The organism is Nocardioides sp. Arc9.136, from assembly GCF_030506255.1.
Classification (GTDB): domain Bacteria; phylum Actinomycetota; class Actinomycetes; order Propionibacteriales; family Nocardioidaceae; genus Nocardioides.
Genome location: NZ_CP113431.1, coordinates 3,576,888 through 3,593,879 on the forward strand (window position 1 = coordinate 3,576,888; position 16,992 = coordinate 3,593,879).

General features: G+C 76.3%; 13 protein-coding genes. 6 read left to right on the plus strand and 7 right to left on the minus strand.

Features of this window, described 5'->3' with window-relative positions; genetic code table 11:
- Positions 1–59: 59 nt before the first annotated feature.
- Positions 60–2,627, plus strand: a complete 2,568-nt coding sequence (locus tag OSR43_RS17285; protein ID WP_302267980.1) for a bifunctional FO biosynthesis protein CofGH — start codon at positions 60–62, stop codon at positions 2,625–2,627.
- Between the two features lie 69 nt (positions 2,628–2,696).
- Positions 2,697–4,682, plus strand: coding sequence for a serine/threonine-protein kinase (locus OSR43_RS17290; RefSeq protein WP_302267981.1), 1,986 nt, complete (start codon positions 2,697–2,699; stop codon positions 4,680–4,682).
- 245 nt (positions 4,683–4,927) lie between these two features.
- Here the strand turns inward: OSR43_RS17290 and OSR43_RS17295 are convergent, their stop codons facing one another.
- A complete protein-coding gene (locus OSR43_RS17295) occupies positions 4,928–6,319 on the minus strand; it encodes a hypothetical protein (protein WP_302267982.1) in 1,392 nt (463 codons plus the stop codon).
- A gap of 181 nt (positions 6,320–6,500) precedes the next feature.
- Between OSR43_RS17295 and OSR43_RS17300 the strand changes: the two genes are divergently transcribed.
- A complete protein-coding gene (locus tag OSR43_RS17300; RefSeq protein ID WP_302267983.1) occupies positions 6,501–6,647 on the plus strand; it encodes a GPGG-motif small membrane protein in 147 nt (48 codons plus the stop codon).
- On the opposite strand, the gene OSR43_RS17305 is transcribed toward OSR43_RS17300, so the two are convergent.
- Positions 6,644–7,306, minus strand: a complete 663-nt coding sequence (locus OSR43_RS17305; protein WP_302267984.1) for a UdgX family uracil-DNA binding protein — start codon at positions 7,304–7,306, stop codon at positions 6,644–6,646. The genes OSR43_RS17300 and OSR43_RS17305 overlap by 4 nt on opposite strands.
- A gap of 104 nt (positions 7,307–7,410) precedes the next feature.
- Between OSR43_RS17305 and OSR43_RS17310 the strand changes: the two genes are divergently transcribed.
- The 3 genes from OSR43_RS17310 to OSR43_RS17320 all read left to right on the plus strand — a co-directional run bounded on the left by OSR43_RS17310 (position 7,411) and on the right by OSR43_RS17320 (position 9,761).
- A complete protein-coding gene (locus OSR43_RS17310) occupies positions 7,411–7,746 on the plus strand; it encodes a DUF3140 domain-containing protein (protein ID WP_302267985.1) in 336 nt (111 codons plus the stop codon).
- Between the two features lie 76 nt (positions 7,747–7,822).
- Entirely contained in the window at positions 7,823–8,689 is an 867-nt protein-coding gene (locus tag OSR43_RS17315) for a TIGR03619 family F420-dependent LLM class oxidoreductase (protein WP_302267986.1), read from the plus strand.
- A gap of 37 nt (positions 8,690–8,726) precedes the next feature.
- Positions 8,727–9,761, plus strand: coding sequence for a GNAT family N-acetyltransferase (locus OSR43_RS17320; protein WP_302267987.1), 1,035 nt, complete (start codon positions 8,727–8,729; stop codon positions 9,759–9,761).
- A gap of 1 nt (position 9,762) precedes the next feature.
- Here the strand turns inward: OSR43_RS17320 and OSR43_RS17325 are convergent, their stop codons facing one another.
- Genes OSR43_RS17325 through OSR43_RS17345 form a run of 5 tightly spaced genes read right to left on the minus strand, consistent with a single transcriptional unit; the run spans position 9,763 to position 16,990 of the window.
- Positions 9,763–11,211 (minus strand): oligosaccharide flippase family protein, encoded by a 1,449-nt coding sequence (locus OSR43_RS17325; RefSeq protein WP_302267988.1) that lies wholly within the window; start codon positions 11,209–11,211, stop codon positions 9,763–9,765.
- A complete protein-coding gene (locus OSR43_RS17330; RefSeq protein ID WP_302267989.1) occupies positions 11,208–13,370 on the minus strand; it encodes a glycosyltransferase in 2,163 nt (720 codons plus the stop codon). The genes OSR43_RS17325 and OSR43_RS17330 overlap by 4 nt, the downstream gene beginning before the upstream one ends.
- Positions 13,367–14,851 carry an O-antigen ligase gene (locus tag OSR43_RS17335; RefSeq protein ID WP_302267990.1) on the minus strand — a complete coding sequence of 495 codons (1,485 nt, stop codon included), beginning with the start codon at positions 14,849–14,851 and terminating at the stop codon, positions 13,367–13,369. The genes OSR43_RS17330 and OSR43_RS17335 overlap by 4 nt, the downstream gene beginning before the upstream one ends.
- On the minus strand, positions 14,848–15,702 hold the full coding sequence (locus OSR43_RS17340) for a polysaccharide deacetylase family protein (RefSeq protein WP_302267991.1): 855 nt from the start codon (positions 15,700–15,702) through the stop codon (positions 14,848–14,850). The genes OSR43_RS17335 and OSR43_RS17340 overlap by 4 nt, the downstream gene beginning before the upstream one ends.
- The gene (locus OSR43_RS17345) at positions 15,695–16,990 is read right to left on the minus strand and encodes a hypothetical protein (RefSeq protein ID WP_302267992.1); all 1,296 of its coding nucleotides are present in this window, start codon (positions 16,988–16,990) and stop codon (positions 15,695–15,697) included. The genes OSR43_RS17340 and OSR43_RS17345 overlap by 8 nt, the downstream gene beginning before the upstream one ends.
- Positions 16,991–16,992: the final 2 nt, after the last annotated feature.

A 16,992-nucleotide genomic window follows, 5' to 3' on the forward strand; every position in this document is an offset into this window, starting at 1 on the left:
CCGACCGGCCAGTGGCCCGGCGGCCACGGCCCGTCGTGGGCGCGACTAGCCTGATGACGATGCACGTCGAGACCGCGGAGCCCCGTCCCACGCCCCAGCAGGTACGCCGCGCCCTCGCGCGCGCCGAGCGCGGCGCCGCCCTCGACCCGGCCGAGGCGGAGGCGCTGCTCGCGGCGACCGGCCCGGAGCTGGACCGGCTGTGCGCCGCCGCGGCCAAGGTCCGCGACGCGGGGCTCGTCGCCGCCGGCCGGCCGGCCGTCGTGACGTACTCCCCCAAGGTCTTCATCCCGGTGACGCGGCTGTGCCGCGACCGCTGCCACTACTGCACGTTCGTCGAGACGCCCGGGCAGGCGGCCCGCGAGGGCCGGGCGCCGTACCTCTCCCCCGACGAGATCCTCGACATCGCCCGCCAGGGTGCGGAGCTGGGCTGCCTCGAGGCGCTGTTCACCCTCGGCGACCGGCCCGAGGACCGCTGGCCCGAGGCCCGCGCGTGGCTCGACGAGCAGGGCTACGACTCGACGCTGGCCTACGTGCGGGCGATGGCGGTGCGGGTGCTGGAGGAGACCGGCCTGCTGCCCCACCTCAACCCCGGCGTCATGACGTGGGAGGAGATGAACCGGCTCAAGCCGGTCTCCCCCTCGATGGGCATGATGCTCGAGACCACCTCCCGCCGGCTGCACGAGACCAAGGGCCTCGCGCACTTCGGCTCCCCCGACAAGGACCCGGCCGTGCGGCTGCGGGTGCTCGAGGACGCCGGCCGGCTCTCGATCCCCTTCACCACCGGCCTGCTCGTCGGCATCGGCGAGACGCTCGCCGAGCGCGCGGAGACGATCTTCGCGCTGCGGGCGACCGCCCGCGCCTTCGGCGCGGTGCAGGAGGTCATCGTCCAGAACTTCCGGGCCAAGCCCGACACCGCCATGCGGCACGCCGACGACCTCGACCTCGACGAGTACCGCGCCGCGATCGCGGTCTCCCGGATCGTCCTCGGCCCCAAGGCGCGGGTGCAGGCGCCGCCGAACCTGGTCGACCTGGCCGAGTGCCGGGCGCTGCTCGACGCCGGCGTCGACGACTGGGGCGGGGTCTCCCCGCTGACCCCGGACCACGTCAACCCCGAGCGCCCCTGGCCCTCGTTGGAGCGCCTGCGGGCGATCAGCGCGGAGTGCGGGTTCGAGCTCGCCGCGCGGCTGACGATCCACCCGGAGTACGTCCGCGCGGCGCTCGGCTCCGGCGCCCCCTGGCTCGACCCGCGCGTCGCCGGGCACGTCGCCGCGCTGGCGGGCCCCGACGGCCTCGCGCGCCCCGGCGTACGGCCGACCGGGCTGCCCTGGCAGGAGCCCGACGGCGGGTTCGAGTCGGCCGGCCGGACCGACCTGCACGCGGCTGTCGACACCGAGGGCCGCACCGAGGACCGCCGCTCGGACTTCGCCGACGTCTACGGCGACTGGGACTCGGTCAAGGACGCCGCCTCCACCACCTCCCTCATCGACGGCACCCCGGCCGTGCTGCACAGCGAGGGCCGGGAGGCCCTGGCGGCGGCCGAGGCCGACCCCGGCGGCCTCTCCGACGAGCACGCGCTGACCCTGATGACCGCCGAGGGGCCGCTGCTGGACCAGGTCTGCCGCCTCGCCGACGACCTGCGCCGCGAGGTCGTCGGGGACGACGTGACCTACGTGGTGAACCGGAACATCAACTTCACCAACGTCTGCTACGTCGGCTGCCGGTTCTGCGCGTTCGCCCAGCGCCGCACCGACGCCGACGCGTTCTCGCTGTCCCTCGACGAGGTCGCCGACCGGGCCCAGGAGGCCTGGGACCTCGGCGCGACCGAGGTGTGCATGCAGGGCGGCATCGACCCCGAGCTGCCCGCCACGGCGTACTTCGACCTGGTCGCGGCGGTCAAGCAGCGCGTGCCCGAGATGCACGTCCACGCCTTCAGCCCGATGGAGGTCGTCAACGGCACCGCCCGCACCGGGCTGTCGATCGAGGACTTCCTGATCAAGGCCCGCGAGGCCGGCCTGGGCTCGCTGCCCGGGACCGCCGCGGAGATCCTCGACGACGAGGTCCGCTGGGTGCTCACCAAGGGCAAGCTGCCCGCCCGCACCTGGATCGAGATCGTCTCCACCGCGCACCGCGTGGGCATCCCGACGACCTCGACGATGATGTACGGCCACGTGGACAACCCGCGTCACTGGGTCGGCCACCTGCGGGTCCTCTCCCGCATCCAGGACGCCTCGGTCGAGGCCGGCGGGGCGCGCTTCACCGAGTTCGTGCCGCTGCCGTTCGTGCACACGTCCGCGCCGATCTACCTCGCCGGTGTGGCCCGGCCCGGACCGACCCTGCGCGACAACCTCGCCGTCCACGCGATGGCGCGGATCCTGCTCCACGGCCGGATCGACAACATCCAGACCTCGTGGGTGAAGCTGGGCGTCGAGGGCACCCGGGCCATGCTGAACGCCGGCGCCAACGACGTCGGCGGCACGCTCATGGAGGAGACGATCTCCCGGATGGCCGGGTCCGAGCACGGCTCCGCCAAGACCGTCGCCGAGCTCGAGGAGATCGGCGCCGGGATCGGCCGCCCGGTGGTCGAGCGGACCACGACGTACGGGCTCCGCGAGCAGCCGCACGCCTGAGGGTTTGGGACCCGCCGCCGGCCGGTAAACTCCCCGCGGCGGGCCGCCGGAGCCCGGGCAAGGGCAGGCATGGGATACCCGAAGGTCGACGACGAGTACGACGGTCGCTACCGCATCGTGCGTCGGATCGGCCACGGCGGCATGGGCGTGGTCTACGAGGCCGTGGACAAGGTCCTCAACCGCTCGGTCGCGCTCAAGATCGTCCTGCCCTCGCTCCCCGACCGCGAGGACTTCCACGCCCGCTTCGCGCGCGAGGCGTCGGTGCTGGCGCGGATCCGCTCCCGCAACATCGTGGGCATCCACGAGTACGGCGAGCACGACGACACCGTCTACTTCGTCACCGAGCTCTTCCCCGACGGCGACCTGCGCAGCTGGCTGGCCGAGCACGGCCCGCTGGACCGCCGGGCCGCGCTGTCGCTGGTCGCGCAGACCTGCGAGGCGCTCGCCGACGCGCACGCCGCCGGCGTCATCCACCGCGACGTCAAGCCGGGCAACGTCCTGCTCTGGAGCAGGCCCGAGGGGCTGATCCCCTACCTCGCCGACTTCGGCATCGCCCTCGACGGCCGCGCCCCGGACCAGGAGGGGCTGACCCGCGCCGGCACGCTGGTCGGCAGCCCGTCGTACATGGCGCCCGAGCGGCACTTCGGGCACGCCGCCGACGAGCGCGGCGACGTCTACTCCATGGGCTGCCTGCTGTGGGCCGTGCTGACCGGCGACGCGCCGTACGCCGGCACCGACTTCCAGGTGATCAACAGCCACGTCAACTCGCCAATCCCGCAGCTGGGCACCGGCCACCCGGTCGACGACCGGATCGACGAGGTGCTCGCCCACTCCCTGCACAAGGACCCCGAGCAGCGGGTCCAGTCCGCGGCCGACCTGCGTGCCGACCTGCTGGGCATCATCCGCGACATCGACGCGGGCCGGCTGCCCGTGCCCGGCCCCGTCGCCCCGGCGGGCAGCTCGGTCGACGAGCAGGCCGACGACCCCGTCGAGGCCGCGGCGCGCCCGTACCCGCCTGCTCCCCCCGCTCCGCCCGTCGTGCCCGCCGCCGCGGCCGCGGCGGAGCGGCCCGAGGACGACCGCACCGTGGTCAAGCCCGCGGCGTTCGTCCCCGGCCGGTCGGACGCGCAGGAGCACGACCAGCCGCAGCCCGACAGCACCGTGGTGCGCGACCTGGTCCCCCCCGCCCCCGTCGGCGCGCCGTACGGCGGACCGCCGGGCGAGCCGCCGACGACGCCCGGCGACGGGGACCGGGACCGGGACGGGCACCGCGACCGCCGCCGTCGTGGCGGTCTCGCCGTCGTGGCCGCCGCCGGCCTGGTCGCCGCGGTGGCCGTCACCGCCTTCGCCGTCAACGCCAGCACCGGCGAGGACGAGCCGTCCGCCGGAGCGCCCAGCCCCGACGGCACCGCGGCGCAGGCCTCCGACAGCCCCACCGCCGACGCCTCGCCCTCCGCGAGCGCGACCGCCACGGCCCTGGACGCCCCGAAGGCGCCGAAGGTGCGCGTCTCCAGGGGCTACCGCTCCGTCGCGGTCGCCGTGAAGGAGGCCGCCGAGCCCGGCGGCGACGTCGTCCAGACCACGGAGCTCAACAGCGGCGACGGCTGGCAGCCGCTGGGCGAGCCCACCTTCCGCATCGGGACCCGCGAGGGCGGCAAGCGCGTCTGCGTCCGGGTCCGGACCGTCGCCGAGAGCGCAGCCGGCGGCACCGCCACCAGCGACGTCGCGAGCAGCTGCGCCGCCTCCCAGGCCCGGGTCGTGCGGCTCGTGCGCACGCCGGGCGCCTGCAGCACGTCCGCGCAGGGCTACACCTACCCCTGCGCGTGGTACGGCGTCGAGCTGGTCGGCTTCGCCACGGGATCGCGTCCCGTCCCGGCGCTCCGCTCGGCGAAGGTCGGCCAGTGGTGCGCCAACGGCGTGGACTGCGTCCCGATCCCGGTCGGCCGCGACGGTCGCGGGCGCGTGCCGCGGATGGTCAAGGTGGCCCGCGACGAGGGCCTCGTGACGCTCACCGTCGACGGCGTGAGCACCCGCGCCCGCGTCACCGGCCCCTGACCGCAGCCGCGGTGCAGGCGCGCGCGGCCGAGCTCCGCTGAGGGGGTCTTCAGCGACCCTGTTGTCGCCGGACACGCGTCCTGCCGCGTGTGGAGCGACCACACGGTCGCTGGACACCCCGCCCGGTCAGCCGCAGAGCACGCCGGGGGCGCGACCACCGAACGAGGCCCGGACGCACCACGCCCCCGAACGCACCACGCCCCCGACCGGGAGCCGGTCGGGGGCGTGGTGGTGGTCGCCTCGGGTCAGGAGCCCGGCGGCGGGGGCGGCGGGGGCTCGGTCGGCGGCGGGGGCGGCGGGTCGGTGGGAGGCGGGTTCCCGCCACCACCGTTGCCACCACCGCCGTTGCCACCACCGCCACCGCCGGTGGACGGCGGGGCGACGGTCACGAGCTTGCGGGACACCGAGGCGCCCCACGTGTTGCCGGCACCGCCGGCGACCCAGACCCGCCAGAAGCTGCGACCGGTCCGCGAGGCCGGTGCCGAGATGGCGTAGCGACCGTTGCGTGCCGTGGCGCCGCGCGTGACGGTGCGCCACTTGCCACCGGTGTACTTCTGCAGCCGGATGGCGGCGCGACGGGCCGGGAGGCTGCGACCGCGCATGGACAGGCGCGAGCCCTGCACGACCGTGCGCTTGGCGAGCGACCCGGTCACGTTCGGCGCGACGAGCACCTTGAGCGTGGAGCGCGAGGGCTCGTGCTTGGTCGAGCCGGGGAAGGAGATCCGGTAGACGGTGTTCTTGGACGGGCGGACCGTCTTGCGGACGGCGCCGCCGACGCCGACGCGCTTCTTGACGACCTTGCGGAACTTCTTGTCGCCCGGGCCCTTGGCGGAGATCTTCACGACGCCGGCGACGCCCTTGCCGCCCAGCGACTCGCGCACCTTGCCGACCAGGTTGACCTTCGCGCCGTACACGACCCGGACCGTGCGGTCCTGGGAGGTGCCGCGCTGCAGCGTCGCCCGGGTGCGGATCGCCTCGAAGTCGTAGACCTTCGCGGCGCCGTCGGCCTGGAGCTGCAGCCGGTCGAGGTCGAAGCGGTTCCCGTCGCAGCCGAAGGCGAAGCCGAGGTAGGCACCCTCGCCGTCGCCGCCGCGCAGCGCGACGAAGCTGGGGATGTCCAGGGCGAACGACGTGCCGTCCTCGACGCCGTCCTTGGTGTAGTGCCGCCAGCTGAAGGCACGGTCGGCGGCGTCGATCGTGCGCCAGTCCGGCTTGTCGTCCTGGTTCAGGTCGGTGATCAGGTCCGTGGTCCCCACCCAGTACCCGTCGTCCTCGGGCGGCTGGTAGGTGATCGTGCCGACGCCCTGGGACTGGGCGGCGGTGCTGCGGACCCGGATGGCCATGGTGCGCAGCTCGGAGGGCTTGGCCAGGAAGCCGGTCGGGCCGGCGCCGAAGCCGGTGCCGGACGGGATCCAGCCGACGCTGGCGCGTCCGACCGACGGCTTGTTCCGCGTGGCGCGGAAGGCCGGCCGCTTGCCGGGGGCCTTGCCCGGGTCGACGCAGTCGCGGACCGCGAGCCGCAGCCCGGCTGCCTGCAGGTGGTCGCCGTCCACGCGGGTGGCCGCGGCGGCGAAGCCGGGCAGCGCCGTGACGGCGAGGGTGAGGGCGCTGGCGGCGCCGATGACGGTTCTGCGCATCTACTACCTCGGAGGGTGGGGGGAGCGATCCCAGGTGGGGGGCGGCCGGTCCGGGCACCCGTCCCGGCTCTACCCGGCGGGTGCCGGGCGGAAACGCGCGGGATGCGCATGGTCCGGACCAGCACAGGGTAAGTGGACCGCTGCTCCCTCCGACCTCCCCCTACTAGAAGGAGCACAACGAATGGGTTTCATCCTCTGGATCCTGGCGGTCATCCTCGTCATCGCCGGCATCTTCCAGCTGTTCAAGGGCCAGATGCTCTGGGGCATCGTCCTGATCATCGTCGGCCTGGCGGTCGGCCCGGGCGGCTACAGCATCTTCAACAGCTAGCTGCCGGCACCCAGCGCCTCGGCCGCGACGCGGAGGTCGGCGACGAGCTCGCCGTACGCCGCGTCGCGGTCGTCCGCGCGGAGGACGGCCGACGGGTGGGTGGTCGTCAGGACCCAGCCCGGCGCGTCCGCCGTCCCGAGGCTGCTCGGCCAGTCCACGAGCCGCCCGCGGCTCTCCCCCACCTTGAACCTCGACCCGTAGACCGCCTTGCCCGCGGTCCCGCCGAGGAGGACCGCACCCGCGGGGCGCACCACCGACAGCTCGGCCCGCAGCCACGGCGCGCAGGCCGCCACGTGCGCCGACTTCGGCGACTGGTGGATCCGCCGCCCCCCGCGCATCCCCGACCAGCGGAAGTGCTTGACGACGTTGGTGCGGTAGACCCCTCCCGGTTCGATCCCGGCATCCGCGAGCGCCCGGTCCAGCAACCGGCCGGCGGGCCCCACGAACGGCTCGCCCTCGACGTCCTCGCGGTCACCCGGCTGCTCCCCGAGCACCAGCAGGCGCGCGCCCTCCGGTCCGGCGCCCATCACCGCCTGGGTCGCGTCGGCCCACAGCTCGCAGCCCCGGCAGTCCTGCACCGCCTCCAGCACCGAGGAGGTCGTCGGTCGCTCGGGCACCCAGCGCTCGGCGCCGGGCCGCTCGGTCTCGTCCCTGGCCACGACCGGTGGGTACCCCGGTCGGCCCGATGATGATCCGGCGGCCCGTGGGTACCGGCGCAGGCGCAACCCGCCCCCGCGGCGGAACCGACGGACGAGGAGGACCTGTGGCCGAGAGCATCGTCGAGGACGAGCTGTGGACGGACTTCCACACGGTGGTCAACATGACCTCGCGCGAGCTGCGCGACTGGCTGGCCGTGCAGGGCGCCGGCGAGGAGACCGAGACCGTGCCGGACCAGGCCGGGCCCGCGCTGGGCCACCGGGTGCTGGCGATCCTCGGCAAGCGGCGCGCCGACCTGACCCCTGACGACGTCGAGGTGATGGACGAGGTGGTCGAGCGGGTCGTCGCCGAGCGCGGCACGGAGTTCGAGCCGACGGCGGGTGACGACGCCTGGCGTCGCGAGCTGATGAACATCGGGCACGACCCGCTCAAGCCCGAGTGAGCGCCCGCTGAGCGAAGGACCGCCGGCCGCCGGAGCGCCACTGGAACACGTTCTAGGCGCGCTCTAGGCTGCGCGGGTGCGCTTCGCGATCAGCACCGCCTTCCTGCCCGTCTCCGAGCTGACCGCCATCGCTCGCGCCGCCGACGAGCTCGGCTACGACGCCCTGGCCATCCCAGACCACGTGGTCGACCTGGAGACGCTGCGGACGCCGTACCCCTACACCGCCGACGGGTCGCGGCGCTGGGGCCACGACGCCGAGTGGCCCGACCCGTGGGTGCTGGCCGGGTCGCTGGCCGCGGTGACCGAGCGCCTGCGGTTCTTCACCTCCGTCTACGTCCCGGCGATGCGCAGCCCCTTCGCGGTGGCCAAGGCCGTCGGCACGGCCGCCGTCCTGTCGGGCAACCGGGTCGCCCTGGGCGTGGGGATCGGGTGGTGCGAGGAGGAGTTCGAGCTCCTGGAGCAGCAGTTCCGCACCCGCGGCCGCCGCACCGACGAGGGGCTCGCCCTGATGAAGCGGCTCTGGGAGCCGGGCTGGACCGAGTTCACCGGTGAGCACTACACCGCGCCCCGGCTGGTGATGGAGCCGACGCCCACCGCGCCGGTCCCGGTGTACGTCGGCGGGCTCTCCGAGGTGGCCTTCCGGCGGGCGGCCCGGCACGACGGCTGGGTCGGCGACATGTACCGCACCGACGAGGCGATCGGCTGGGCCACCCGGCTGCGGGAGGTCCGGGAGGAGGCCGGCGCCACCGGCGACTTCCGGGTCGTCGTCGCGCTGACCGACGCGCTGCTGCCCGAGCAGTTCGCCCGTGCCGAGGAGGGCGGGGTCACCGACTGCATGACGATGCCGTGGGCCTACTACACCGGCACGACCTCGACGCTGGAGCAGAAGCTCGACGGCATGGCGCGCTTCGCCGAGGACGTCGTGCGCCCGCTGGCGCGCTGAGGGCCCGCTCCCCCGGTCGGGCCCTAGGCTCCGCAGCGTGCACCCGCTCCCCGGCCCCGACCCCGACGCCTGGGACGGCCTCGCGCTGCAGGCGCGCAACCTCTTCGCCACCCACGCCTGGGCCAGCACCTGGTGGGCGGAGTACGGCGCCGGCGCCACGCCGTACGTGCTCTGCGACGACCTCGCCGACCCCCGCGTGGTGCTCGCCCTCCACGGGCGCGGGCGGCTGCTGCGGCAGGTCCGCTGGATCGGTCACGGCCCGGCCGACCTGCTCGGCCCGGCCTGCGCGCCCGAGAACCTGCCCCGCGCCGCCGGGCTGCTGGGCGACGCGCTCGCGGGCGGGCGGCTGCCGGCCGACGTCGTGCTGCTGCAGGACTGCCCCGTCGCCGCCCCCTGGTGGGCGCCCCTCGGCGCCCGGCCGATCAGCACCGAGGTGAGCCCGGTGGTGCGCTTCGAGCCCGGGCAGGGCTGGGACGGGTGGCTCGCGGCCAAGAGCAAGAACTTCCGCCGCCAGGTCACCAAGAAGCTCGCCCGCCTCGAGCGCGACCACGACGTCGCGGTGCGGCTGGCCACCGCGGAGACGCTCGCCGGGGACCTGGAGCGGCTCTTCGAGCTGCACGCGGCCCGGTGGGAGGGGGACAGCCCGCTGCTGGATCCCCAGCAGCACCGGTTCACCGCGGCGTTCGCCGCGACCGCGCTCGAGCGCGGCTGGCTGCGCCTGTGGGGCCTGGACCTCGACGGCCGGCGCGTGTGCGCGCTGCTGACGTTCCGGTTCGGGCCGGACGTCTACTGCTACCAGTTCGGGCGGGACCCGGAGCTGGACCGGGAGTCGGTCGGCTTCGCGCTGCTGGTCCACGCCGTCCGCGACGCCGTCGAGACCGGTGCCGAGGAGTTCCGGTTCCTGCGCGGCGACGAGGACTACAAGCACCGGTTCGCCGACGACGACGCCGGCGTGGGCACGTTCGCGGTCCCCCGGGGCGTCCGGGGCCGGGCCGCCGTGGCGGTCGCCGCCGCGCGCCGCCGTGCGGTCCAGGCGCGACGCGGGCCCGCCCCCGAGGACGCGCCGGCCTGAGTCAGGACCGGGCGCGGGCGAGCAGCCGGGCCGCGACCTGCTGCTGCTCGGGTGCCAGGCGGCTGACGAGGAGCAGCCAGGCGACGGCGTACACGACCGCGCCGACCAGCAGCTCGAGCAGCAGCGGGAACGGCGAGGCCTCGAGGGCCACGAGCAGCATCAGGGACGCACCGGCCGCCGAGGCCAGCGGCGCCAGGACGGCCGGGCGCTCGCCCAGCCGGCGCAGCCCGACGAGCAGCACCGCCACCTGCACGACGTAGGAGACGGTGGTGGCGACGGCCGCGCCGATCGCGCCGTGCGGCGGGATGAGCACCACGTTGAGCACGAGGTTGACCGCGAGCGCGGCCGCCGAGCCCACGAGCATCTCCCACGACCGGCGCCGCGCCAGGAGCACCGAGCTGGCGAAGGTCGCCGCGGCGACGAACAGCGGCGCGGGGGCGAGGACGGCGAGCACCGGCGCGGCCGCGTCGGCGTACGCCGCACCGAAGAGCAGGTGCAGGACCGCCCGGCCCTCGACCAGGCAGACCGCGACGAACGGCAGGTAGACGAAGCCGGCGACCGCGACCGCCCGCTCGAAGCCGACCCGCCGCTTGCTGTCGTCGTCGGTCGCGCTCATGACGGGCAGCACGGCGTAGTTGATCGCGTAGGTGACGAACAGGACCGTCTCCAGCACGCGGTAGGCCACGGAGTAGACGGCCACCTCCCCCGGCCCCTGGACGTGGCCGAGGATCAGCACGTCCACGCGGAAGAGCAGCATCAGGACCAGGCCGCTCAGTCCGATCAGGAACGTCCCCCGCACGGTCAGGGACAGGTCGGCGCGGCTCAGCTCGCGCACCGGCCGGCGCACGTCGAGCCGCCGCAGGGCGACCACGTGCGCGCCGTACCCCGCGAACGTGCCGACCAGGAACCCGAGCGCGACGCCCTCCGGACCCCCGCCCGCCACCAGCGCCACCAGCACGGCGGCGGCGGTCGCCACGCGCTGCAGCACCAGCGCCACCGAGATGCCCGAGGAGACCTGGCGGGCTGCCGCCGTCGAGCGGATCGTGTGGCTCCACTGCTCGGGGAAGCCCGCCAGCAGCATGCAGGCCAGCACCTGCCAGGAGCCCACGGAGGGCGTCCCGGCGAGCACGATGCCGGCGACGAGGAACACCGGCGCGGCCAGGACGGTCTTCCAGACCTGGGTCGCCTGGTGGATCCGCGGCAGCGCCGGCGGGTCGGCGCTCCCGCGTCGGGTGAGCCCCGAGTCGAAGCCCCAGGTCGCCAGCGCGCTGAGGACCAGCATGATCGTCATCGCGTACGTGACCGTGCCGAAGTCCTCGTTGGGCAGCATCCGCGCTGCGGCGACGGTCCACGCCAGGGTGGCGACCTTGCCGAGGACCTCGGAGGCCGCGCGGACCGCGGCGTTGCGGGCGGCCCGGTGGGTGGTCTCGGAGACCTGCTGGTCGGTCATGCCGACCCGCTCCCCCGCGAGGCGAGCCGCCCGACCAGGCCCCGCACGCAGCCGGCCGCCTTGGAGACGTCCTTGAGCGCCAGCACGACGGGCACCAGTGCCCACGTGCCCGGGGCCACCTCCGCACCGCGCGCGCGGACCGCCGGGGTCGCGAGGTACGCCGCCGCGGCGACCGCGACGACCACGCGGGTGCGCGGGCCGCCGGCGGCCAGGAGCGCCGGCCCGCCGACGTACGCCGCACCGCGGGCGACGTCGCGGCTGACCAGCGGCCAGGAGCCGGCGCGGCCGCCCCATTCGCCGTAGCGGGCGTACATCCGGGCCATGTCGCCCAGCCGCCCGGTCTGCTCCCAGGTCACCCGGGCGTCGAGGGCCAGCACGCTGCGGCCCCCGGTCGCGAGGACCGTCTCGCCGAAGACGGCGTCCTCGGAGCTGGAGAGCGCGACGTCGAAGCCACCGGCACGGCGCCAGGCCTCGACCGTGCAGGCCATCGACCGGCCGTCGAGGCGGCGTGCGGAGAACCGGCGGCCGGTGAGCCGGCCCGCGGTGCGCGCGAGCGGGCCGGGCCGCCGGGCCTCGGCGACCGAGGGGAAGAGCGCGACGCGTGCGGCGTCGCGGACCGGGTCGCCGCCGTCGACGTCGTAGACGCCGACGACGAGGTCGACCGGGCCGACGGGGCCGGTCGGGTCGGCCTCGGCGAAGGGTGCCCGGAGCGCGGCGAGCCAGCCCGCCGCCGGCAGGCAGCCCGCGTCGGTGCACGCCACGTGGGCGTGCCGGGCCGCGGCGAAGCCGGTGTTGCGAGCGGCCGAGAGGTTGATGCCCGGCCCCTGGAGCAGGCGGACGCGGGGGTCCCGGGCGGCCCAGGCGGCGAGCTCGGCGGCGGTGCCGTCGCGGGAGCGGTCGTCCAGGAGGAGGTACTCGTCGTCGGGCCCGAGCTGCGCCACGACGCGGGAGACGACGCCGTCCACGTGGCCCTCCTCGTCCTTGAAGCAGCTGAGCACCGTCACCGGGGGGCCGGCCAGCCCGGCGCCGGGCCGGCGGGCGGCGCCCGCCAGCACCGAGGAGACGCGGTCGGCCCAGCCGGCGCGGTCGGGGTGCCCGGCCACCACGGCGGGCCCGGCGGTCCGGCAGTGCGCTACGACGGCCGGCTCGAGCACCTCAGCGAGCGCGGTGGCGACGGCGGCAGGTGCGTCGGGCGGCACGACCCGGCCGGCGAGGCCGGCCATCCGCTCGACCTCCGGGTTGCCGGCGGCGCCGATCAGCGGGACGCCCGCGGCGAGCGCCTCGAGCGCGACCAGCGAGTAGCCCTCCCGGCCGAACCGCGCTCCGGCGGGGCGGGTGAGGACCGCGACGGCGTCGAAGGCCGCGAGGTGCCGGCCGGCGTCCTCGACCGGGCCGAGCAGGTGCAACCGGTCGGCCACGCCGAGCTCCTCGGCCAGCGTCTTGAGCCGGGCCCGCTCCTCCGGCTCGGTCGGGTCGTCCGGGCCGGCCACGGCCAGGCGCCACGGGGCGCCGGCCGGGCCCGACGGCTCGGCGAGCGCCCGGACGGCGGTGTCGACGCCCTTGTAGCCGACCAGGCGCCCGAGCACCGCGAGGGCCGGGCCGTCGGCGCGCGGGAGGCCGTGCGCGGCCCACAGCTCGAGCGCCGCCTCGCGGCCGGCGGGAGCGGCGGCCGGCCGGGGCGGGGGCACGAGGACCGCGTCGCGCCGGCCGGTCGCCGAGGCGACCGCCTCGGAGGTGGCCAGCACGACGTCGGCCAGGCGGCCGAGCGGGCGGGCCAGCTCGCGGTCCCAGGAGAAGTCGTGCTTGGCCCAGCAGACGGGCACGCCCACCGTCCGCGCGGCCGGGACGACCGCGGCGGCGGCCTTCACGCCGTTCGCGAGGACCACCTCCGCGTCGCTCGTCCTCAGCCGCCGGGCCAGGTCGAGGTTGCGGGCGGCGAGCGCCGCGCCGCGCCGTCCGGTGGGCAGCACGGTGACGGGTACGTCGAGCCGCTCGAGCTCCGCGCGCAGCGGCCCGTCCTCGAGCAGCCACACCTCCGCCGACAGCCGCGACGTCGCGGCGAGCAGGTCGAGCAGCCACCGCTCGGACCCCCCGAGCACCCCGGCGGGGGTCACCACGACCACCCGCAGGGGCGCGAGCGGCGCCGGTCCCGCGCTCATGCGTCCTGCTCCGGTCGCGCGCGGCGGGCGGTCACGACCGCGGCCGCGGCCAGCAGGCTGAGGACCAGCCACACGGTCGTCATCGTGGTGGGGTTGCGCAGCGGGTAGTCCACGATCCCGTGCGCCAGCACCACGACCAGCGCGGCCGCGAGCACCCGGGGCAGCAGCTCCGGGTCCGGGCCCGGCCCGGGCGCGTGCCGCCGGCGCAGCAGGGAGGCCAGCCCGGCGACCAGGGCGAGGAGCGCGAGCAGCCCGACCAGCCCGTGCTCGACGGCCACGTTGAGCACCAGGTCGTGGGCGTGGTCCACGTCGAGGAAGGCCCCGGTCCGCAGGGCGTCGCTGCCCGCGGCCGCGGTGAACCCGCCGGGCCCGTGCCCGAGCAGAGGGGACTCCGCGACCAGCCGCAGCGCCTCGGCCCAGATCAGGGGGCGCTGGTCGTAGGGGTTCTCGGTGCTCTCCGCGAGCGACGCGACGCGCACCCCGACCTCGGCGACCGGCCCCACGCCGAGCGCGCCGAGCACGACCGCCGCGACGACCAGCACCGCGCCCAGCACGGCGAGGGCACGTCGGGTGCGCGGCACGAGCACGGCCAGGGCCACCAGGCCGGCCAAGGCACCGGCCCACGCGCCCCGCGACAGCGACACCACGAGGGCCGCCAGCAGCAGGCTCCCGCCGACCGCGCAGGTCACCCGGGCCGCGCGACGGCTCGCGGTCAGGCCGAGGCCGACCGCGACGACCAGCAGCACCGCGGCGAAGATCCCGAGCTCGTTGGGCTGGGCGAAGATCCCGAGCGCGCGCCCGGTGACCACGCCCCCGCCGTAGTAGCTCTCCGTCGGCCCCGAGTCGAGCAGGGCCGGCACGGCGGCCGCACCGCCGCCGACGACGAGGGCCGTCGCGACGGCGTACGCCTGGGCCGGCGTGCGCACCGCCGTGGTCACCGCGACGGTGAGCAGCACCAGCAGCAGGAGCTGGACGTCGAGGCGGAAGGCGAGGTCGGCGTCCCACGCGCGCGGCGTCGAGAGCGCGGCCACGACGAGGAAGGCCGCCAGGGGCACCGCGACCGGCCACGGGGGCAGGCGCACCTGCCCGCGCGCGGCGGCCGGCACCAGCACGGCAAGGACGACGGCTGCCGTCGAGACCTGGACGAGCTCGGCCGGGCCGACGGTGAGCTGGCCGAGCGGCAGCGCGAGCGCGACGGCCACGACCGCGACGTACGGCGTGCGCCAGGCCACCGCCGCCAGCAGCAGCGCCACGAGGAGGGCGAGCGAGGCGGCGGCGCCGGCGAGCAGGCCGACGCCCGCGGTGACGACCCCGGTGAGCAGCCCGACGAGCACGTAGCCGCCGTAGAGCGCCGTCGTGCGCGCGGTCGCCGCGGTGGGCCGCGAGCGGCTCGCCGCCAGCAGCCGGGGCGGCACGAGCGCCCGCGCCGGTGCGCCGGCGGCCGGCTCGCGGAGGAGACCGGCGACGGTGGTGCCGCTCACCGCGCCCGCCGCGGGGTCCGGGTGGTGAGGGCGCGCACCTGGCGCCGGACCGCGGGCACCCGCTCGAGGGCGCCCCACCAGCGGCGGTAGTGCGGCAGCTGCACCTTGAGGCGGAACGACGCGAGGGTGTCCGTGGCGTTGACGTCGATCCGGCTCACCGCGTGCGGGCCGGCGTCGTCGTACACCGAGAAGGCCACCGCGAAGCCCTCCGCCGCGACGGCCACCCGAGCGGCGGCGTCGTGGGCGCCGAAGGGGTAGGCGAAGGACCGGACCGGCTCCCCCACCAGGTCGGCCAGCCGGCCGTGCGCGCGGTGCACCTGGCGGTCGAGCTCCTCGCGGCCGCAGCCGCGCAGGTCGAGGTGGTCCCCGCCGTGGACCCCCAGCTCGATGCCGGGCAGCCCGTGCAGGTGGCGGAGCGCGGCCGGGTCGAGCAGCCGCTCCTCGGCCGGACGGGGCAGCCACCGGGCGGTGCGGCCGGCCAGGTCGGCCGGCACGTAGAGCAGGGCGGGCACCCCGAGCCGCTGCAGCACGGGCACGGCGAGGTCGAGCACGGAGGTGAAGCCGTCGTCGATCGTCACCAGGAACGACCGGGCGTGGGACCGCTGGCCCCGCCGCGCGGCGAGGTAGCCGTCCAGGTCGAGCGGCCGCCACCCCTGTGCCAGCAGCCAGGAGAGCTGCTCCTCGAACCGGCGCACCTCGACGAAGAGGTTCTCCGGGTCGTCGTCGCGGCGGTCCACGCAGAACCCGTGGTACATCAGCACCACCGGCTCGCGGCCGGGCAGGAGCCCGGCGCCCCCCGAGTGGATGGTGAGGACCTGCGGGAGACCGGGGGGCTGCGGTCGCTCAGCCATCGAGCGTGCCCGTGGCGGCCTCGGCGAGGGCCGGCGCCTCGGCCTGGTCCCGCGTGGCGCGGTTGAGCACGACGCCACGCACCGGGACCCCGAGCCGGGCCAGCCGCGCCGCCGTCCGCCGCACCGCCGTCACCGGCGTCCCGAGGCGTACGACGACCACGGCCGAGGCCGCGTGGCCCGCGACGATCTCCGAGCTCTCCCCCGCGTCGAGCGGGGTCGTGTCGCACAGCACGACGTCCCACTGGTCGTCCGCCTGCTTGAGCGCCTCCGGCAGGCGCCGGTCCAGCACGTCGTCGGCCGACCGCAGAGGAACGGCGCCGAGCACCGCGACGTCGCCCTCGTGGACGACCGCGTCGGCCAGCGACGCCCGCTCCGCGAGCACGTCGTCGAGCACGTACCGGCCCGGCGTCTCCATCAGCGCGGTCAGGCCCGCCTCGTCCAGGTCGAGGTCCAGCACCAGCGTCGACTCGCCGCGGTCGCACAGCGTGCGGGCGAGGAGGAAGGTGACGGTCGTGGCGCCGGCCTCGGGCTCGGCCCCGACGAGGACGACCGGGCCGGGCGGGACCGTGCCCGCCGAGGCCGTCCAGCCGCTGCGCAGCGCGCGGGCGGAGGTCAGGATGTCCTTGTCCGAGGCGACGGTCCGACGCGGCCAGGGCCCGGTGAAGGCGGGCAGGCTGCCCAGGACGGGGCCCCCCGCGGCCACCGCCGCGTCACCGCCGGTGCGGACCCGCGGGCGGACCGCCTCCAGGGCGTACGCCACGGCCAGGGCGACCACCAGTGCGGCCAGGACGAGCACCAGCTCGAGCACCCGGGGCGAGCCCAGCGGCCCTGGCGGCTCGACCCGGGCCCCGGAGAGCACCGTGGCGTTGGCGAGCGGGTCCTCCTCGCCCATCGTGACCGCGACCTCGGCGACCGCACGCGCGACGGCGACCGCCTGGTCCTCGTCGGCCATCGTCGCGCGGACCGCGAGGTTCCCGGCGTCCTGGGAGACCGTCACCGCCACGGCGTCCTCGAGCGCCGAGCGGTCGGCGCCGGTGGTGGTGGCGACCTGGTCCAGCACGTCCGGCGACGTGAGCGCGACGGCGTACCTCCCGAGCGCGAGCCGGACCGCGTCGGCGCTCACGAGCTCGGCCGACTCCGGCGTCGCGGCCACGACGCTGACCGCGACACTGGAGTCCGGACGCGTCTCGACCGCGCCGACGCCGACGACGACGGCCGGCACCAGGATCGCCAGGACGACGGCCCAGCGGTACCTGACCGCCCTCCGCAGCATGCCCCCCACAGACACTG